Source organism: Comamonas nitrativorans, from assembly GCF_042654765.1.
Taxonomy (GTDB): Bacteria; Pseudomonadota; Gammaproteobacteria; order Burkholderiales; family Burkholderiaceae_C; genus Comamonas; species Comamonas nitrativorans.
Genome location: NZ_JBHSEW010000006.1, coordinates 213860 through 231244 on the forward strand (window position 1 = coordinate 213860; position 17385 = coordinate 231244).

General features: G+C 63.7%; 18 protein-coding genes, 1 tRNA gene and 1 riboswitch. Of the genes, 16 read left to right on the forward strand and 3 right to left on the reverse strand.

All coding sequences use genetic code 11. The annotated features are described in order from the left end of the window. Window positions 1-21 precede the first annotated feature (21 nt). The 4 genes from mutM to ribB all read left to right on the forward strand — a co-directional run bounded on the left by mutM (window position 22) and on the right by ribB (window position 5227). On the forward strand, window positions 22-840 hold the full coding sequence (mutM, locus tag ACFO3A_RS08770) for a bifunctional DNA-formamidopyrimidine glycosylase/DNA-(apurinic or apyrimidinic site) lyase (RefSeq protein WP_377725705.1): 819 nt from the start codon (window positions 22-24) through the stop codon (window positions 838-840). Between the two features lie 88 nt (window positions 841-928). After that, complete coding sequence (locus ACFO3A_RS08775) at window positions 929-2929, forward strand: dynamin family protein (protein ID WP_377725707.1); 2001 nt, start codon at window positions 929-931, stop codon at window positions 2927-2929. A gap of 83 nt (window positions 2930-3012) precedes the next feature. Further along, window positions 3013-4152: an A/G-specific adenine glycosylase gene (gene mutY, locus ACFO3A_RS08780; RefSeq protein ID WP_377725709.1), complete on the forward strand. Its 1140-nt coding sequence runs from the start codon at window positions 3013-3015 to the stop codon at window positions 4150-4152. A 109-nt stretch (window positions 4153-4261) separates the two neighbouring features. Further along, window positions 4262-4450, forward strand: a riboswitch (FMN riboswitch). A 96-nt stretch (window positions 4451-4546) separates the two neighbouring features. Further along, window positions 4547-5227, forward strand: a complete 681-nt coding sequence (gene ribB, locus ACFO3A_RS08785; protein ID WP_377725710.1) for a 3,4-dihydroxy-2-butanone-4-phosphate synthase — start codon at window positions 4547-4549, stop codon at window positions 5225-5227. 103 nt (window positions 5228-5330) lie between these two features. On the opposite strand, the gene rapZ is transcribed toward ribB, so the two are convergent. From rapZ to ACFO3A_RS08800, 3 genes are read right to left on the reverse strand one after another with little or no spacing between them, the layout of a single operon-like run. Next, window positions 5331-6212 carry an RNase adapter RapZ gene (gene rapZ, locus ACFO3A_RS08790; RefSeq protein WP_377725712.1) on the reverse strand — a complete coding sequence of 294 codons (882 nt, stop codon included), beginning with the start codon at window positions 6210-6212 and terminating at the stop codon, window positions 5331-5333. After that, entirely contained in the window at window positions 6209-7879 is a 1671-nt protein-coding gene (gene recN / locus ACFO3A_RS08795; protein WP_377725715.1) for a DNA repair protein RecN, read from the reverse strand. The genes rapZ and recN overlap by 4 nt, the downstream gene beginning before the upstream one ends. After that, window positions 7876-8784, reverse strand: a complete 909-nt coding sequence (locus tag ACFO3A_RS08800) for an NAD kinase (RefSeq protein WP_377725717.1) — start codon at window positions 8782-8784, stop codon at window positions 7876-7878. The genes recN and ACFO3A_RS08800 overlap by 4 nt, the downstream gene beginning before the upstream one ends. Before the next feature lie 32 nt (window positions 8785-8816). Between ACFO3A_RS08800 and hrcA the strand changes: the two genes are divergently transcribed. From hrcA to ACFO3A_RS08860, 12 genes are all read left to right on the forward strand, one after another. Further along, a complete protein-coding gene (hrcA, locus tag ACFO3A_RS08805) occupies window positions 8817-9827 on the forward strand; it encodes a heat-inducible transcriptional repressor HrcA (protein ID WP_377725718.1) in 1011 nt (336 codons plus the stop codon). A gap of 166 nt (window positions 9828-9993) precedes the next feature. Further along, a tRNA-Ile gene (locus ACFO3A_RS08810) sits at window positions 9994-10070 on the forward strand. A gap of 74 nt (window positions 10071-10144) precedes the next feature. Next, window positions 10145-11239 (forward strand): integrase, encoded by a 1095-nt coding sequence (locus ACFO3A_RS08815; RefSeq protein WP_377725720.1) that lies wholly within the window; start codon window positions 10145-10147, stop codon window positions 11237-11239. Window positions 11240-11477: 238 nt separating this feature from the next. Further along, the gene (locus ACFO3A_RS08820) at window positions 11478-11717 is read left to right on the forward strand and encodes a plasmid-related protein (protein ID WP_240113075.1); all 240 of its coding nucleotides are present in this window, start codon (window positions 11478-11480) and stop codon (window positions 11715-11717) included. After that, window positions 11714-12553 carry a helix-turn-helix domain-containing protein gene (locus ACFO3A_RS08825; protein ID WP_377725722.1) on the forward strand — a complete coding sequence of 280 codons (840 nt, stop codon included), beginning with the start codon at window positions 11714-11716 and terminating at the stop codon, window positions 12551-12553. The genes ACFO3A_RS08820 and ACFO3A_RS08825 overlap by 4 nt, the downstream gene beginning before the upstream one ends. Before the next feature lie 261 nt (window positions 12554-12814). Beyond that, window positions 12815-12970, forward strand: a complete 156-nt coding sequence (locus tag ACFO3A_RS08830; RefSeq protein WP_377725723.1) for a hypothetical protein — start codon at window positions 12815-12817, stop codon at window positions 12968-12970. A gap of 217 nt (window positions 12971-13187) precedes the next feature. Next, a complete protein-coding gene (virB5, locus tag ACFO3A_RS08835; RefSeq protein ID WP_377725725.1) occupies window positions 13188-13925 on the forward strand; it encodes a P-type DNA transfer protein VirB5 in 738 nt (245 codons plus the stop codon). Window positions 13926-13935: 10 nt separating this feature from the next. Beyond that, window positions 13936-14415, forward strand: coding sequence for a hypothetical protein (locus tag ACFO3A_RS08840; protein ID WP_377725727.1), 480 nt, complete (start codon window positions 13936-13938; stop codon window positions 14413-14415). After that, a complete protein-coding gene (locus ACFO3A_RS08845) occupies window positions 14412-14678 on the forward strand; it encodes an EexN family lipoprotein (RefSeq protein WP_377725728.1) in 267 nt (88 codons plus the stop codon). The genes ACFO3A_RS08840 and ACFO3A_RS08845 overlap by 4 nt, the downstream gene beginning before the upstream one ends. Window positions 14679-14680: 2 nt before the next feature. After that, window positions 14681-15736, forward strand: a complete 1056-nt coding sequence (locus ACFO3A_RS08850) for a TrbL/VirB6 family protein (RefSeq protein WP_377725730.1) — start codon at window positions 14681-14683, stop codon at window positions 15734-15736. After that, window positions 15733-15891, forward strand: coding sequence for a hypothetical protein (locus tag ACFO3A_RS08855; protein WP_377725732.1), 159 nt, complete (start codon window positions 15733-15735; stop codon window positions 15889-15891). The genes ACFO3A_RS08850 and ACFO3A_RS08855 overlap by 4 nt, the downstream gene beginning before the upstream one ends. 648 nt (window positions 15892-16539) lie before the next feature. Then, on the forward strand, window positions 16540-17211 hold the full coding sequence (locus tag ACFO3A_RS08860; protein ID WP_377725733.1) for a plasmid mobilization protein: 672 nt from the start codon (window positions 16540-16542) through the stop codon (window positions 17209-17211). Window positions 17212-17385 lie beyond the last annotated feature (174 nt).

Below are 17385 nucleotides of genomic sequence, written 5' to 3' on the forward strand. Positions count from 1 at the left end.
CCGGTTTACAGAGTCCGCCCCATGCCCGAATTACCCGAAGTCGAAGTCACCCGGCGCAGTTTTGCCGCCGACATTGCTGCCGCGCAGATTCTGGCGGTGCGCCTGGGCAAGCCCTTGCGCTGGCCGCTGGGCTGCCCGCCGCAGGATTTGGTCGGGCAGACGGTGCAGCAGGTGCGCCGCCGGGGCAAATACCTGTTGCTGGACTTGAGCGCCGGGCTGTTGCTGCTGCATCTGGGCATGTCCGGCAGCCTGCGCTTTGCCCGAAGCTTTCCTGCGCCCGGAGCGCACGACCACTTCGATTTGACGACCAGCCAGGGCATGTTGCGCCTGCACGACCCGCGCCGTTTCGGCGCCGTGGTGGCCGTGGACGGGGAGGGCGACCCCCGGGCGCAAAAACTGCTGGGCGGCCTGGGCATGGAGCCGCTGGACCCCGCCAGCTTCACCTGGGAACGTTTTGCCGCTGGCCTGCAGGCCAGCCGGGCGCCCATCAAGGCGGTGCTGCTGGCCGGCAAGCTGGTGGTGGGCGTGGGCAACATCTATGCCAGCGAGGTGCTGTTTGCCAGCCGCATCCACCCGGTCACGCCCGCGTGTGCCATCGGCCCGGTCAAGGCGCGGCGGCTGTTTGCGGCCATCGGGCAGGTGATCGCCCAGGCGGTGGAGCAAGGCGGCACCACCCTGCGGGATTTTTCCAATGCGCAGGGCATGGCCGGGCACTTCCAGCACGCCGTGCAGGTGTATGGCCGCGCGGGCCAGCCGTGCCACCACTGCGGCCAGCCCATCCACCTGCTGCGCCAGGGACAGCGCAGTACGTTCTACTGCCCGCGCTGCCAGAAAAGCTAGCGCAAGCGGTAACAAACCCGCCTGCTGCCGCAGCATGAGCGGGGTTATAGTCGTTGCGCACAAATATCCACATTTCGGGAGAAAACAGGTGGGCCCATCATTTAACGAGCAGTTTGACCAGCTGGGGGTGTGGCGCAAGGGGTTTGCCAGCCAATTGGCCGAGTTCCGCAGCTGGTTGGGCGAGCAGGAGCTGCTGGATGCCGCAGTGCAAGACCATCTGCAGCGCCTGGAAGCGCAGTTGCGTGACGACAAGGTGTGCGTGGCCTTCGTAGCCGAGTTCTCGCGCGGCAAGTCGGAGCTGATCAACGCCATCTTCTTCGCCCACTATGGGCGGCGCATCATGCCCGCCTCGCCCGGGCGCACCACCATGTGCCCGACCGAGCTGGGCTATGACCCGGCACTGCCGGCCTGCATGCGCCTGCTGCCGATCGAGACGCGCGAGCAGACCTACAGCCTGGCCCAATGGCGCAGCCGCCCGTCCACCTGGGTGCAGCTGCCGCTGGATGTGGATGACCCCGATCAATTGGCCGCGCAGATTGCCAAGGTCGCCGAAACGCGCACCGTGACGGTGGACGAAGCCCGCACCCTGGGCTTCTGGAACGATGCCCTGCCCCAGGACAACCCCATGGTCGATGACCGGGGGCTGGTCGAGGTGCCGCGCTGGCGCCACGCCCTGGTGAACATGGCGCATCCCTTGCTCAAGCAGGGGCTGGTGATTCTGGACACGCCGGGCCTGAACGCCGTGGGTGCGGAGCCGGAGCTGACGGTCAATCAGATCGCCCTGGCACATGCCGTGGTGTTTCTGCTGGGGGCCGATACGGGCGTGACCAAGTCCGACCTGGCCATCTGGCGCGAACACCTGCTGCCCAGCCACCGCGAGGGCGAATCGCATCTGGTGGTACTGAACAAGATCGATGCGCTGTGGAACGGCATCGACAGCGCCGCGCAGGTGCAGGTGCAACTGGAACGCCAGCGCCAGCAAAGTGCGCAGATGCTGAACATCTCGCCCCAGCGCATCCTGCCGCTGTCGGCGCAGAAAGGGCTGCAGGCCAAGATCGAGCAGCGCCCCGATCTGCTGGCCGAGAGCGGCCTGCCCGCGTTCGAGGACGCCCTGGCCCAGGGCATCCTGGCGCACCGGCAGAGCATTCTGCTGTCCGCCGTCACCGGCGGCGTGCGGCAGATGCAGACCCAGGTGCGCCGGGCGATTCAAATCCGCCGCCGCGATCTGGACGAGCAGATGCTGGAGCTGCGCAGCCTGCGCGGCAAGAACGCCACGGTGATCGACAGCATGCGCCAGCGCATCGAGCAGGAACAGCGCAGCTTCGATTCCAGCAGCACGCGCATCCTGGCGCTGCGCACCGTGCACCTGCGCCTGATGAACCAGGCCTTCCAGCACCTGGGCGCGACCTCGCAGCGCCGCGAGCTGGAACAGCTGGCCCAGGCGCTGGAGCATTCCGGGCTGAAGCTGGGCGTGCGCAAGGTCTACGCCTCCACCTTCGAGCGCCTGCGCGAGCTGGGCGACAAGGTACGCGCCGCTGCCGCCGAGGTGCAGGCCATGCTGGGCGCCAGCTTCAAGGACCTGAACGCGGAATTCGGCTTTTCCCTGCTGTCGCCGGAGCCTTTGCAGCTGCACGACTTCGAGCAGGCGCTGGGCCAGCTGGAGCAAAGCTATCTGCAGTACCTGGGTTTTGGCAACGTGCTCAAGCTGGCCAACCCGCTGTTTGGCGAGCGCCTGATCAAGGCGCTGGGAATGCGCCTGCGCTCCATTTTTGAAAACGCCGCCAACGACCTGGATTTGTGGAGCAAGGCGGCCACGGCCCAGCTCGATGCCCAGCTCAAGGAGCGCAAGCGCAGCTTTGCCCGGCGCATCGAGGCCGTCGACCGCATCCAGCACGCTGCCAGCGGGCTGATGGAGCACATTGCCCAGGTGGAAAGCGCCGAAAGCCTGCTGCAGCAGCTCGACCAGCAACTGCACACCCGGTGCGAGCAATTGCTGCACCTGCCCGTGCTGGAGGGCGCGGCCTGTGCGGTCACTCCCGCAGTGATTCCTGTCGACGCGGCAGGCGACACGGAACCGCTCCAGCAATAACGCGCTGCGCCGCTACACTGCCGGGCTTTGCCTTCCGGCCCGCCGGCCCGGCCTTGTGGACGGGGCGGCGCGGTCGCTCGTTCATGCCTGCTCCTTCCTCTTCTTCTGCTTCGGCCCGGCTGCCCGCCATTGCCCCACCCCTGATCGACTGGCAGGTCCGCCATGGCCGCAACCACCTGCCCTGGCAGCATACGCAGGATCCGTACCGCGTCTGGCTGTCGGAAATCATGCTGCAGCAAACCCAGGTGACGACCGTGCTGGACTACTATCAGCGCTTCATCCAGGCGCTGCCCGACGTGGCCAGCCTGGCCGCTGCGCCCGCCGATCAGGTCATGGCGCTGTGGAGCGGCCTGGGCTACTACAGCCGCGCCCGCAATCTGCACCGCTGTGCCCAGGCCGTCATGGCCGAGCATGGCGGCCAGTTCCCGCGCAATGCCGCCACGCTGGCCTCCCTGCCGGGCATTGGCCGCACCACGGCGGCGGCGATTGCGGCGTTCTGCTTTCAGGAGCGGGCGGCGATTCTGGACGCCAACGTCAAGCGGGTGCTCACCCGCGTGCTGGCGTTTTCCGGCGACTTGGCCCAGGCGCAGCAGGAAAAAGCGCTGTGGGCGCTGGCCGAGCAACTGTTGCCCGAGGCGGGTGCCGACATGCCGCGCTACACCCAGGCGCTGATGGATCTGGGCGCCACGGTGTGTACGCCGCGCCAGCCGGTGTGCCGGCAGTGCCCGCTGCAATGGCAGTGCCGGGCGCAGCAGGCGGGCAATCCGCAGGACTATCCCGTCAAGACCCGCAAGCTGCGCCGCAGCAGCCAGGCGTGGTGGCTGCTGTTTCTGCGCGATGCGCAGGGGCGCTACTGGCTGGAACGCCGCCCGGCGCAAGGCGGCGCCAATGCGATCTGGGCCGGTTTGTTCAGCCCCTTGGTGTACCCCGGCGAGGCCGATCTGGCCCGGATGCTGGCCGCCTTGCCGCAGGCATCGCAGGCATCGCCAGCGCAGCAGCGCCACGATTTGCCCGTGGTGCTGCATGTGCTCACGCACCGCGACCTGTTCCTGCACCCGGTGGTGGTGCAACTGGCACCGGCCACGGACGGCTGCGCGGTGCCCGACATCCACCCTGCCGCCGGGGCCTGGTGTACCGGGCCGCAGGCGCTGGCCCTGGGGCTGCCTGCGCCGGTGCGCAAGCTGATGCTTTCTTTTGAGGAGCTGTTTCCGCTGGTTAAATAAAGATTTCAAGGCTATTTTTATCTTGAATCGTTATTGTGTCAGTGGGAGAAGCTACCCTTTTCATTCATGGCGCCGGTTTTACAATCCGCCCGTTGGCCCCGGCCAACACCAGCGTCTTCAGGGCGGGGCGAAATTCCCCACCGGCGGTAGGCGAGGCTGTGGCGCAATGCCACAGGGTCTTCGCAAGCCCGCGAGCGCCCATGGCGAGCGGCTGTTGATTCAGCAGGCGGCCATGGGGTCAGCAGATCTGGCACCACTCCAGAGCCGACGGTCACAGTCCGGATGCAAGAAGATGCGCCGCGCGTTGCTGCGCCCTGGACGACGGGGCGCAGCAACCGCTGCTGCGTGCCCCGAAAACGTCTTCTCCACTTGTTCTACCGAGGAGCGTTTCCCTATGTTTTCATCCCCCGTTGCCGAGCGCACTGCGCCGGATTTTCCTGAAATTTCCTCCACCCCCGAGGCGCTGCGCCAGCGCGTGCAGGCAGCCCTGCAGGCCGTGCGCGAAGGTGTGCCCGTCGTGCTGATGGACGACTATGACCGCGAGAACGAGGCCGACCTCATCTTCGCCGCCGAGCGCCTGACCGAGCGTGGCATGGCGCAAATGATCCGCGACGGCAGCGGCATCGTCTGCCTGTGCCTGACCGACGACACCCTGCAGCGCCTCGACCTGCCGCAAATGGTGGCGCACAACGGCAGCCCCTACGGCACGGCGTTTACCGTGACCATCGAGGCCCGCCACGGCGTCACCACCGGCGTCAGCGCCCGTGACCGGCTGACGACCATCCAGGCCGCCATCGCCCCCGAGGCCCGGCCGGACGACCTGGTGCGGCCCGGCCACGTCTTTCCCCTGCGGGCGCACCCCGGCGGGCTGGCGGCGCGGCAGGGGCATACCGAAGGCTCGGTCTGCCTGGCCCGCCTGGCCGGGCTGCGCCCGATGGGCGTGCTGTGCGAGCTGATGCACCCGGACGGCAGCATGATGCGCGGCGGCGATGTCTTCGCCTACGCTGCCCGGCATGGCCTGCCGGTGCTGGCGATTGCCGAGTTGCTCCAGTACGTGCGGGAGATCGAGGCTTAGCCTGCGCTACGGTTGAAGATAAAAGTAGCTTTTTCCACTGATAAACAAAGGGATTCAGGTATAAAACTACCTGAATCCCTTTGTTTTCAAGCGGAAGCAGCTCTTATTTTTGTAAAGCTCGCGCATCCATCTCCCGATGGCGCAGCAAGGTGCTCCACTGCCCACGGAAATGCGCCGCCAGTTGTTCGGTCAGGAAGACCGAGCGGTGCTGCCCCCCGGTGCAGCCGATGGCCACGGTGACGTAGCTGCGGTGGTTGGCCTGCAGCGCCGGCAGCCAGTGGGTGACGAATTGCCGGATATGCGTCTGCATCACCTGCACGTCGGCCTGCTGGCGCAGGAATTGCTGCACCGGCGCGTCCTTGCCGGTCAGGGGGCGCAGGAGGGGGTCGTAGTACGGGTTGGGCAACATGCGCACGTCGAACACGTAGTCCGCATCCAGCGGCAGGCCGTGCTTGAAGCCGAAGGACTGAAAAATCAGCGTGAGCTGGTTGGCCGGGGCCTGGATCAGCCCCTTGACGTAGCTTTGCAGCTGCGGGCCGCGGATATTGCTGGTGTCGATCAGGTGGGCGTGCTCGCGCAGCGGGCCGAGCAGTTCGCGCTCGTGCTCGATGACCTGGGCCAGGGCGCCGCCATCGGGCACGTCGGTGGGCGAGAGCGGGTGGCGGCGGCGCGTTTCGGAAAACCGCCGCACCAGCGTGGGCGTGTTCGCGTCCAGGAACAGGATGTGCAATTGCACCCCCTGGCTGCGCAGGTGCTGGAGCTGGCGCAGCTTTTTCGGCAGGTGCGGCAGGCTGGCGGCGCTGCGGGCGTCGATGGCAATGGCCACGCGCTTGCCGTGGTGGGCGTGCTGCAGGCGCACGAAGGCGGGCAGCAGCTCCGGCGGCAGGTTGTCGACGCAGTAGTAGCCGACATCCTCCAGCGCTTTGAGGGCAATCGACTTGCCCGAGCCGGACAGGCCGGTGATCAAAACCACTTCCAGCGTCATGGTGCAGCTCCTCGGGTGGCTTGGGCCTGGGCCAGCATTTCGCGGGCGTGGGCCAGGGTGGTGTCGGAGATGGTCTGGCCGCCCAGCATCCGGGCGATTTCCTGCTCGCGCTGCTGCGCATCGGTGGCCAGTACCTGGCTGGTGGTGCCGGTTTTGCGCCGCTGCTTGTGCACCACGTAATGCTGGTGGGCAAAGGCGGCCACTTGCGGCAGGTGGGTGACGGCCAGCACCTGGCGGTTGGTGCCCAGGCGCTGCATGAGCGCACCGACGGTTTGCGCCACCGCGCCGCCAATGCCCGCGTCCACCTCGTCAAAAATCAGGGTGCCGGCGCTGCCCTGGGCGCTGGTGGCCACGGCCAGCGCCAGCGAGATGCGTGACAGCTCCCCGCCGGAGGCGACCTTGCCGATGGGCCGGGGCGTGGCGCCGGGGTGGCCGGCGACCAGAAACTGCACCTCGTCCAGGCCGTGGGCGCCGGGTTCGGCCAGCGGCAGCACCTGCGCGGTGAAGCTGCCGCCCTGCATCCCCAATTCCTGCATTGCGGCGGTGATGGCCTGTGCCAGCTGCGTGGCGGCGTGGTGGCGCTGGGCCGAAATGGCCTGGGCGGCGCTGCGGTAGCGCTCCAGCGCCCGGGCCACGGCGTGGGCCAGGGCGGGCAGGTCGGCGGCAGCGTCCAGGGCGGCAAGCTGCGTATGCCAGTGGCTTAAAAGCTGGGGCAAGTCCTGGGGCGGATGCTTATGGCGGCGGGCCAGTTGCAGCCACAGGCCCAGGCGTTCGTCCAGCGCCGCGAGGCGTTCGGGGTCGAGGTCGGCACGCTCCAGGTAGCGTTGCAGGCTGTGCCGGGCGTCGTCCAGTTGCGCCAGGCAGGATTGCAAGGTGGCGCCGATGTCGGCAAAGCCCGGTTCCAGGTGGGCCTGGGCCTCCAGCTGGCTGCTGGCATAGGCCAGGGGGCGCTCGGCCCCGGTGTCTTCATCGCCCAGGGCGGCCAGGGCGCGTTGCGCCGCTTCCAGCAGGGTTTGGGCGTGGGCCAGGCGGGTGTGCTGGGTGTTGAGGTCGGCCCACTCATCGGCGGCGGGGGCCAGTTTTTCCAGCTCGTCGATCTGCCATTGCAGGCGTTCGCGTTCCTGCTGGAGTTGCGTCTGGCGCTGCTCGGCGGCGTGCCACTGGGCGGTGGCCTCGCGCCAGTGCTGCCACAGCCGGCGCAGTTCGGCGGTGGAGATGCCGGCGTAGGCATCGAGCAGGCTGCGCACGCTGTCGGCGTGCATCAGGTTTTGCCAGGCGTGCTGGCCGTGGATGTTCACCAGTTGCTCGCCCACCTGGCGCAACTGCGTGGCGGTGGCGGTCTTGCCATTGATCCAGGCCCGGCTGCGGCCCTGGGCGTCGATCTGGCGGCGCAGTTCCAGGGTGGCCGCGTTTTTGAAGCCCTGGGATTGCAGCCACGCACCGATGCTGGCCGGTGCCTGAAACCGGGCACAGATGTCGGCATCCGCCGCCCCCTCGCGCACCACGCTGGCGTCGGCGCGGGCGCCCAGGGCCAGTTGCAGGGCATCGAGCAAGATGGATTTGCCCGCGCCCGTCTCCCCCGTCAGCGCGGTGAAGCCGGGGGCAAAATCCAGCTCCAGCGCCTGCACGATGACAAAGTCACGCAGCGTGATGCGCCTGAGCGTCATGGCCGGTAGCCTCTTTCGTTCCAGCCGAGTTTCTTGCGCAGGGTGGCAAAGTAATTCCAGCCCTGGGGGTGCAGAAAGCGCACGCTGTGCTCGGAGCGGCGCACGTAGATGCGGTCGCCATGCAGGATGGTGGAGAGCGACTGCATGTCGAAGTTGGCGCTGACATCCCGTCCGCCGATCACCTGCAGCATGACCTCCCCGCTGTCGGGGATGACGATGGGCCGGTTGGAGAGCATGTGCGGCGCAATCGGCGCAATCACCCAGGCCGGGGTGCTGGGGTGCATCATCGGCCCGCCCGCCGAGAGGGCATACGCGGTCGAGCCGGTGGGCGTGGCGACGATCAGGCCGTCGGCCCGCTGGTTGGACAAGAAGCGCCCGTCCACCTCCACGCGCAGCTCCAGCATCCCCGCCGTGGCACCGCGATTGACGACCACGTCGTTCACCGCCAGGGCTTCGAACACACAGTTTTCTTCACGCACCACGCGGGCGTGCATCAGCGGACGAACGTCCTCGTCGTATTCGCCCAGCAAAATGGGGAACAGGGTTTCGCGGTAGCTGCTCAAGGGAATGTCGGTGACAAAGCCCAGCCGCCCCTGGTTGATGCCCACCAGCGCCGTGCCGTACTTGGCCAGATGGCGACTGATGCCCAGCATGGTGCCATCGCCGCCCACCACCACCGCCATCGCGCAGTGCTGGCCCAGCTCGTCCACCGTCAGCGTCGGAAAGCGCTGGTGCAGCCCGGTGTGGATGGCCGTGTCCGCCTCGATCACCACCTCGCAGCCCTTGGCGTGCAGGAACTCGGCAATCTCGGCCAAGGGCTGGTGCGCCGGGTTGGCCGGGGCGCTGTAACCCGACAGTTGGTGGTACTTGCCAATCAGGGCGACGTGGCGGAACTTGGGACTCATAACCAGAAATTACATCATATTAAAATTGCGCGATGCTGGATGATCGTGCCAAGTTGTTGCTCAAGGTGCTGGTGGAGCGCTATATCGCTGACGGCCAGCCCGTCGGTTCGCGCACGTTGTCGCGTTCTTCCGGGCTGGAATTGTCGCCAGCGACGATTCGCAACGTCATGGCCGACCTGGAAGAACTGGGCCTGATCGCCAGCCCGCACACCTCCGCCGGGCGCATCCCCACGGCACGCGGCTACCGCCTGTTCGTGGACACCATGCTCACCGCCCGGCGCAGCGATTTCGTCGCCCCCGAGCTGCTGGCCGAACAGCCGCAGAAAGTCATTGCCAACGCCGCCAACCTGCTGTCCAGCCTGTCGCAATTCGTCGGCGTGGTCATGGCGCCCAAGCGCAGTTCGGTGTTCAAGCAGATCGAGTTCATCAAACTCTCCGAGCGCCGGGTGCTGGTCATCATCGTTGCCCCCGATGGCGACGTGCAGAACCGCGTCATGTTCACCGACAGCGAACTGGACGGCAGCCAGCTCGTTCAGGCCGCCAATTACCTGAACGCGCACTATGCCGGTATGGACATTGAACAGGTGCGCGAGCGCCTGCGCACCGAAGTCGAGCAACTGCGCGGCCAGGTGGCCGACCTGATGCAGGCAGCAGTGCAACTGAGTGCCGAAGCCCTCAGCCCCACGGCGCAGGAAGAGCAGGTGGTCATTGCCGGGCAGAGCAATCTGCTGGCCGTGAGCGACTTCTCCCACGACATGCACAACCTGCGCCGCGCCTTTGACCTGTTCGAGCAAAAGACGCAAATTCTGCGCCTGCTGGACTTTTCCAGCCAGGCCGAAGGCGTGCGCATCTTCATCGGCGGCGAAAGCCAGGTCGTGCCGATCGAGGAGCTGTCGGTCGTCAGCGCCCCCTACGAGGTGGACGGGCAGGTCGTCGGTACCCTGGGCGTGATCGGCCCCACGCGGATGCACTACGACAGGATGATCCAGATCGTCGACATCACGTCCAAGCTGGTGAGCAATGCCCTGAGCCACCAGCGCTAGCGCTTACAATGCGCCGTTTTACGCCATGGGAACGGCCTGTGGGGTGACGGGGGGCGTTAGCTCAGTTGGTTAGAGCAGGGGACTCATAATCCACTGATCGAGGCCAGATCGGCGAGGCAGAATTGAGCGGGGCGGCCACCCTTCCGCCCCATCAAAAAAGCAAAAAGGGCCTATAGCTCAATCGGTTAGAGCAGCGGACTCATAATCCGTTGGTTGCAGGTTCAAGTCCTGCTGGGCCCACCATCTTTGCTTGCGCTGGCGCGTCGGTACAGTTTCGGTACAGTGGCAGTACACGAGCCCTGTTCTGGAGCAACCGAATGGCGACCATCGTCAAGACACCCTCAGGCACGTGGAAAGCGCTCATCCGCAAGACGGGATGGCCGGCCACAGCCAAGACCTTCCGCACCAAACGCGACGCCGAGGATTGGGCGCGGCGCACCGAAGACGAAATGGTGCGCGGCGTCTATATCCAACGTGCGCCGTCCGAGCGCATGACCATCGAGGACGCGCTCAAGCGCTATCTATCCGAGGTCTCCCCAACCAAGCGCCCAGCATCGGCCGACAGCGACGCGAGACACGCGAAGCCGTTGATGCAGAGCCTGGGCAAGTATTCGCTGGCAGCGCTGACACCGGAGCTGATCGCCAAGTACCGCGACGACCGGCTCGCTGGCCTGGATCGCAAGGGCGCCAAGGGCAAGCCTGCCCCCAAGCCCCGTTCGCCCAACACGGTACGTCTCGATCTCGCATTACTCGGCCACCTGTTCAACGTGGCGATCAAGGAATGGGGCATCGGCCTGACCTACAACCCCGTGCAAAGCATTCGCCGTCCAGCGCCCAGCCCTGGACGGGATCGACGGCTCACGCGAGAGGAAGAAACCCGCCTGATGGCGGCGGTCGATGCTCACTCGAACCCGATGCTCGGCTGGATCGTGCGCATCGCGCTCGAAACAGGAATGCGCTCTTCGGAGATTACGGGCCTGCGCCGGAACCAGGTCGATCTTGACCGGCGCGTGGTGCGCCTCCAGGAAACGAAGAATACGATGTCGCGTACCGTTCCCCTGACGGTTGAGGCAACCCGGCTGTTTCGTGAGGCGCTGAACAACCCGGTGCGCCCCATTGATACCGACCTGATCTTTTTCGGTGAGCCTGGACGTGACAACAAGCGCCGGGCTTACCAGTTCAATCCGATCTGGACGCGCATCAAGAAGGATGCCGGCGTGCCGGACTTCCGCTTTCACGATCTGCGCCACGAAGCCGTCAGCCGCTTTGTGGAAGCAGGCTTGTCCGACCAGGAGGTCGCGGCCATCAGCGGCCACAAGTCGATGCAGATGCTCAAGCGTTACACCCACCTGCGTGCGGAGGATTTGGTAGGCAAGCTCGATCAGGTGGTGAAAAAGACCGGAAATTCATGAATTATTTCAATGAATTTTCTTATTTCCATAGCTGGCGCAATTATTTGATTTGAAAAGATATTTTTCTATCCGCGAAATGCTCGACACCAAGACACCTTATTTTGGTAATCGCGGATGGTGCATTTTGGTATGGCGAGACAGCTAATTTTGGCTTTAAAAATCAACGACTTAAATTTGACCAATAGCCATATCAGTCAAAAAATACGCCCATCTACTCATTATTTCGGTGGATGTATTGATGACAACGGAAGAATATCTGCTTCAACGGTATGGCCCACTCATGAGTCTTGGCGATGTGGCGGGATTGCTCGGTCGCTCGCCAGACGGTATTCGAGTCGCGCTGTACTCAAACACGGACGTTGCCCGCAAGCTCAAGCCCACGATGCTGCGAGTTGGCCGGCGCGTGTATTTCCGCACCCTCCAAGTGAAGGACGCGCTCGCGCTCGATGGCAGTGCGCAAGGAGTGCTGGCGCAATGAGCATTAAGGCGATGAACTGGGCGTGGGAGCAGCGGCTACCACCCAATTCAAAGCTGATCCTGATGGCCCTAGCTGATGCGGCCGATGAGGTCGGCCAGTGCTGGCCGCGTGTGCGCTTCATCGCCGAAAAGTGCTGCACGTCCGAGCGCACGATACAGCGCGTCTTGAAGGAACTGGAAGCGGCTGGGTTCCTACACATCGAGCGTAACTATCGGAAGGACGGAAGCCAGTCTTCCAATGTCTATAGCCTCAGTCTCGCCTCTCCCCCCGACAGATTGTCACCCCCCTCCGACAGATTGGCACCGGGGGGCGACACGGGCGTCATGCCCCCGGTGACACGGATGACACCCCCCGGTGACAGGGCTACGTCACCCCATGAACCACCAACTAGAACCATCAATAAATCGTCACTACAACTACCGGCGAAAGTTATCCACACGCCGCCCCCTTCGCCCGTACCGGGCGAGGCGGAGAAAGGCGCCTGCGGCGCATTGGTGTGGCCTTCGCGCCTGAATGAGCGGGAGCGCAGTGCCATCGCCCCTATGGTGAATGGACTCAATGTCAATGATGCACAGATGCTTCTAGACGAACTCGCCGGGGTAATGGCAACGCAGAGCATCAAGACCAGTCCTGAACGCTGGTTTCGCGCGGTTCTGGATCGCTTTCATCGAGGACGTTTCGCACCGTCGGCCGGCCTTGCCGCGAAGGAAAAGAGATTGCGCATTCAGAGCGCACCAGCCGAGACATCGGTTCAGACAGCCTCGCCCGAGGTCATTCGTCACCACCTGGAGCGCATCCAGACCATGCTGGGCAGAAAGGGGGCCACCGTCGAATGACTACCCGGCCGCAGAGCCGTCGCCCAACTACGACCTTGCGCTATGGAGACCTGGATGCTTACTGCGACAGCTTGGAGCGAACGGGGCTCGTGCGCGTGATCCTGAAAGCGAATCGGCGGCATGGATACGCCTTGAACGTGGAGAACGCCGGAGACCTCAGGCGCGTTGTTGATGGCCACGGACGTCAACTCTGGTTCAGAACCGTGGATCAAGCCTTGGAGGAGCTTGCGAATATTCCGTATTTGAGCGAAGAATTCAGTATTGATCGAACCGATTGGTAAATCGGCCGGGTTGTTCCCGGTCACCGTATCCCCCAAGGGGGACGCTTGTTTGCCCCAAGAGCGCTTCGGCGTACCGGGCTGCTGGCCTGAAAAGAAGGGCCTGATGATCGGGGAAGGCATCAAGATGCCGATCTGACCCGCCGAAAGTGGCGTGACCGTGGGAACCGGAAAAGACGGCCCTGACGACGCGGAAAGACCGTTGTGATTAGCCCGAAGCCCGTGCAATGCGGGCAGGGTGCCGCCCCAAGTAATGCAGGGCTGACTGCCGGGAACAGTAGCTCGAAAGAGCCGGCAGACAGGTCGGAAAGACGGCCAGCGTCCCCTCCTTCTCACCAAAAAGGAGTGGCAATCACATGAGCACAATCAAAGTCCTGGCCGTCCTCGGCGTAGCCGGTTGGATGATCTTCGGCAACCATGAGGCCAAGGCCCAAATCCCGGTCACCGACGGCGCTTCCATCGCGCAGCAGATCGCCGCCCAGGTCGAAACCATCGCCAAATGGAAGATGCAGTACGACCAGATGACCAGCCAGATCAACCAGATGAAGCAGCAGTACGAGTCCCTGACTGGCTCGCGCGGCCTCGGCAACATCCTGAACAACCCGGCGCTGCGCGAGTATCTGCCGGCCGACTGGCAGGGCGTCTATGACGCCGTGAAAACGGGCGGCTATGCCGGCCTGAGCGGCCGGGCGCAGTCGATCTATGAAGACACCAAGGCATTCGATGCCTGCGCCCATTTCAAGATCGCGGACCAGCGCACCGCGTGCGAGACCCAGGCCGTCAAAGGTGCCCAGGACAAGGCTTTCGCCCTGGACGCCTACGACAAGGCCAAGTCACGGCTGAACCAAATCGACCTGCTCATGGCGAAGATCAACGACACGCCCGACCCCAAGGCGATTGCCGAGTTGCAAGGCCGTATCGCGGCCGAGCAGGCCATGATTCAGAACGAGCAGACCAAGCTCCAGATGTACGCGATGGTGGCGGCGGCCGAGGATCGCTTGCAGGAACAGCGCGCGCACGAAATGAACGTGCGGGACGCCGCGAAGCGCGACGGCCTCAAAGTCAAGCCCATGAACTTTTCGCTGCGTCCATAAGGGGGCCGTCATGATTTACGTTCTCTCCGGCCTACTCGCGGGCCTGTACGCGGCAATGGTTGTCGGCTTCTGGCGCGACGTGCGCCGCTTCGGCAAGTGGAAGGAAGCCATCGGCCGCGAAGTGCATATGTTCGCTATGGATGGCGTGTCCATCTATGCGGCCTTGATGGTGGCCTATTTCGCCGCGCACGACTGGTACGGCTTCACCTTGCCACTGTTCAGCCAAGGCCAACTCATGAGCTGGCAAGCAATGCTCCTGGCGGTCGCGTGCGCTGTCACCAGCCTGTCCATCGGCTACTTCAATGGCCGGGAAAGGTTCCTGACACCGACCTATGCAGGTCGCCGGGAAGCAACGCTGCGCTTTCTCGCCTCTCGCCAAATCATCGAAGCGGCCGAGGTAGCTCATGCGCTGAAAGTCATGCAGCAACATGAAGCCCGGCAAGCTGCCGGTCGCACCATCGAAGCCGAAGCGCGGGAGATAGGGAAATGAAAAAGCTCGCCCTCTCCTTGATCTTCGCGGCCGTCCTGGCCGGCTGCACGGAACCGGCTGAACCTGTCCAGTCGGTCGATTGGTACAAGGAACACGCAACCGAGCGGGCCGACCGTTTGGCGAAGTGCCGGGCCAGTCCTGGCGAACTGTCCGCAACGCCGAACTGCATCAACGCGGAACGCGCTGAAAGCCTTGCCGATGCGGGCAAGCGGCGCGGCCTCAGCGTCCAGCCCATGACGGGCGTCAAGATGGGAGGCAAGTAGCCATGCCAGCAACAACAAATGTCTTCCAAGGCATCGGCGGCACTCTGGACAATGCCACGACGACCTTTGTCACGAACGTGGCCAGCGACACCATTGCAACGGTCTATCCCTGGGCACTCGGTGCGCTGACGCTCTACATCACCCTGTACGCCTACATGATGATGACCGGGCAAGTTCAGGAGCCTTTCAAAACGGGGCTTTTGAAGATGGTCAAGGTCATGATCGTGGGGACGATGGCACTGAATGCCGATATGTACCTGAATGGTGTTGTCGAAGTCTTTCGGGGCATCGAAGAAGGGCTAACGTCCGCCTTCTCCGGTTCGGCTGGTGGTTCGATCTACGCTTCTCTGGACAGCAGTTTGAGCAAGGGACTTGAGCTGATCATGCAGTGCAGAGAAAAGGCGCAAGCGGCCAGTTGGCGGGAGATGGGAACGATCTTCATGTGGTACGTCATCATGGCGATTCTTGCCATCGGCTTTGCCCTGGTCGTGGTGTTCGGAGGTATCGCAATCCTGATGTCCACCATCTACCTGAAAATCCTCTTTGCCATTGGGCCGGTATTCATCATGTGCCTGATGTTCCCGGTCACGGCGAAGTTCTTCGATTCCTGGGTGGGCTTCGTGCTGAACCACGTTCTGATTGTTGCGCTGACGGCGGTCGTATTGACGCTCGGCGTCACGATCTACGACAACGAAATATCGAAGGTCGTCATCGACTCCGATCAAAACATGCTCATGGTGGCCCTGGAGCTGCTTGTGGTGGCGGCGATCCTCTATGGCATCGTGAAGGGTGTCATGCCGATGGCTGCGGCCCTGGCTGGCGGTATCTCGATGGCCGTCATGACGGCACGCGGCCTGACCGATAGCCTGGACAAAGGCCGGCGCGGCGTCCAGCAAACGGCAAAGGCCGGCTTGGCCTTTGGCAAAGGTGCCTACGGTCTTGGCAAAGCGGGCGTGAACAAGCTCCGAGGCAATAGCGTTTCCAATGCCGGCGGCGGTGGATGGCAGCCCGCATACAACGCGGCAACCCTGGGCAACCTGCAACGGAAAAGCCAATGAGCGATAGACCGCACGACGAAGCAATGGCCGAGGCGTACCGCAAGCGGCCGGGCGAGGCGTTCGCCATGTTCCGGGCGCTGCTGCTCGGTGGCGGCCAGCCTGGGGAATGGCGCATCTTCTGGCGTCACGTCCGGCTTGCGCTGCGTCGGCGGTAAGCCCCTTGATCCGCACCACGGCCCCGCCTCGGCGGGGCTTCCTTTTTGGTGACGGTGGATCTTCCTCGATCGCGCGAGCCTGTCACCATGCGTCGGGTATTGGTGACGCCGGCAGCTCGGCCAGGTCAGCACCGTGTCACCATCCCTGCATTGGTAGTAATAGTCGTAGTAATACGATTACTACGACTACAAGGCTCTGGCAGTGACCAAGAGCAGCGCGGAGGTCTGAGTCCCGATCTCGAAAATTTCGTCATGACGAAATTCTTGGCACCTATGCCGACTGATGCCGAGCCTGGTATTCCTTCCCCCGAAGGCTGCGGCGGCGAAGCCGCCTTTCTCCACCACGCCCGCAGGGCGAAGGGGCAGCGTGCTGATCTGCAAGTGAATGGCTTGTATTGCAAACAGCGGCACCACGCCCGAAGGCAACAGTCACTTGAAAGTAACCCTCGCCCAGCAAGGACTGGCCGCCCGATGCACGGCGAACCCATGTCTCCATCTGTCTGGATGTTCTTGGTCATGGCCAAGAATTTCTTCGTCATGACGAAAAAACGAGGGGGAGTGTGGGCTAGTGCAGGATAGGCTGACGCCGGCAAAGTGTATTACACTACGTCTGAACAACACATTTACTCCCCCTTCCTGGAGACGCCTATGCCGCGCAATCCCGAGATTGGGGCAACCAGAGGTAGCTATATCTACCCCCTACGGTTGCCTGATGATCTGCGCGAGCAGTGGGCCACCTATTGCGAGCGCAACAAGAAGAAGTCGCCCGCGATCCTGCGGGCGCTGATGCGCTACATGATCCAGGATGACATGCCGCTCGAGGTTCGCCGCTGGATTGCTGCGCAAACCGAAGGCGAGCCGGACGAAGGGCCGAAAGAACGTCTCGAAGTCCGCTTCACGCCGACCGAGTTCCAGTGCATCACGGCCCGTTCCGAGGCCGAGGGCTGTTCGCCACAACGTTGGGTTATCAACTGCGTGCGTGCGAGCCTGACGCACGAACCGCAGTTCACGATGGAGACGACGAAAGCCCTATGGGAATCGTCCTACCAGCTCCGGGCCATCGGCCGGAACCTGAACCAGATCGCCAAGCGACTGAACGAGGGCAAGCCTGCCAGCATCAAGGCCGAGCAGATAGAGAAACTGGCGGCCTACATCTACCGGCACACGGACAAGGTGGTGGCCGTGCAGGACGCAAGCCTTAGTCGCTGGATGCTGAACATCACGACGAATAGCTATGTTGACCGTCCTCTATCCGCGTCCAATGAGCGGAAAGCGCACAAACCTTCATCCGCACAGACACGTAACCAGGACCATGACTGACCGATTGTCCCCCGAGCGTCGTCGTTATCTCATGCAGGTAAGGAGTAAGATGTTTGATCCCAGGTTTTAATGGTGCAATCTTTTCCCTTGAATGGAAGGAAGCGCTATGGGCCAGGTTCTGCACGGGAGCGCCAGGACGACGGAGGCAATCCGTCGAACAATACAAAATAGTCA

What these genes read in the sequence shown, in the direction of transcription:
- mutM (WP_377725705.1), top strand. Translation starts at nt 22, where the DNA reads ATGCCCGAATTACCCGAAGTCGAAGTCACCCGGCGCAGTTTTGCCGCC.
- mutY (WP_377725709.1), top strand. Translation starts at nt 3,013, where the DNA reads ATGCCTGCTCCTTCCTCTTCTTCTGCTTCGGCCCGGCTGCCCGCCATT.
- ribB (WP_377725710.1), top strand. Translation starts at nt 4,547, where the DNA reads ATGTTTTCATCCCCCGTTGCCGAGCGCACTGCGCCGGATTTTCCTGAA.
- rapZ (WP_377725712.1), bottom strand. Translation starts at nt 6,212, where the DNA reads ATGACGCTGGAAGTGGTTTTGATCACCGGCCTGTCCGGCTCGGGCAAG.
- recN (WP_377725715.1), bottom strand. Translation starts at nt 7,879, where the DNA reads ATGACGCTCAGGCGCATCACGCTGCGTGACTTTGTCATCGTGCAGGCG.
- ACFO3A_RS08800 (WP_377725717.1), bottom strand. Translation starts at nt 8,784, where the DNA reads ATGAGTCCCAAGTTCCGCCACGTCGCCCTGATTGGCAAGTACCACCAA.
- hrcA (WP_377725718.1), top strand. Translation starts at nt 8,817, where the DNA reads ATGCTGGATGATCGTGCCAAGTTGTTGCTCAAGGTGCTGGTGGAGCGC.
- ACFO3A_RS08815 (WP_377725720.1), top strand. Translation starts at nt 10,145, where the DNA reads ATGGCGACCATCGTCAAGACACCCTCAGGCACGTGGAAAGCGCTCATC.
- ACFO3A_RS08820 (WP_240113075.1), top strand. Translation starts at nt 11,478, where the DNA reads ATGACAACGGAAGAATATCTGCTTCAACGGTATGGCCCACTCATGAGT.
- ACFO3A_RS08825 (WP_377725722.1), top strand. Translation starts at nt 11,714, where the DNA reads ATGAGCATTAAGGCGATGAACTGGGCGTGGGAGCAGCGGCTACCACCC.
- virB5 (WP_377725725.1), top strand. Translation starts at nt 13,188, where the DNA reads ATGAGCACAATCAAAGTCCTGGCCGTCCTCGGCGTAGCCGGTTGGATG.
- ACFO3A_RS08840 (WP_377725727.1), top strand. Translation starts at nt 13,936, where the DNA reads ATGATTTACGTTCTCTCCGGCCTACTCGCGGGCCTGTACGCGGCAATG.
- ACFO3A_RS08845 (WP_377725728.1), top strand. Translation starts at nt 14,412, where the DNA reads ATGAAAAAGCTCGCCCTCTCCTTGATCTTCGCGGCCGTCCTGGCCGGC.
- ACFO3A_RS08850 (WP_377725730.1), top strand. Translation starts at nt 14,681, where the DNA reads ATGCCAGCAACAACAAATGTCTTCCAAGGCATCGGCGGCACTCTGGAC.
- ACFO3A_RS08855 (WP_377725732.1), top strand. Translation starts at nt 15,733, where the DNA reads ATGAGCGATAGACCGCACGACGAAGCAATGGCCGAGGCGTACCGCAAG.
- ACFO3A_RS08860 (WP_377725733.1), top strand. Translation starts at nt 16,540, where the DNA reads ATGCCGCGCAATCCCGAGATTGGGGCAACCAGAGGTAGCTATATCTAC.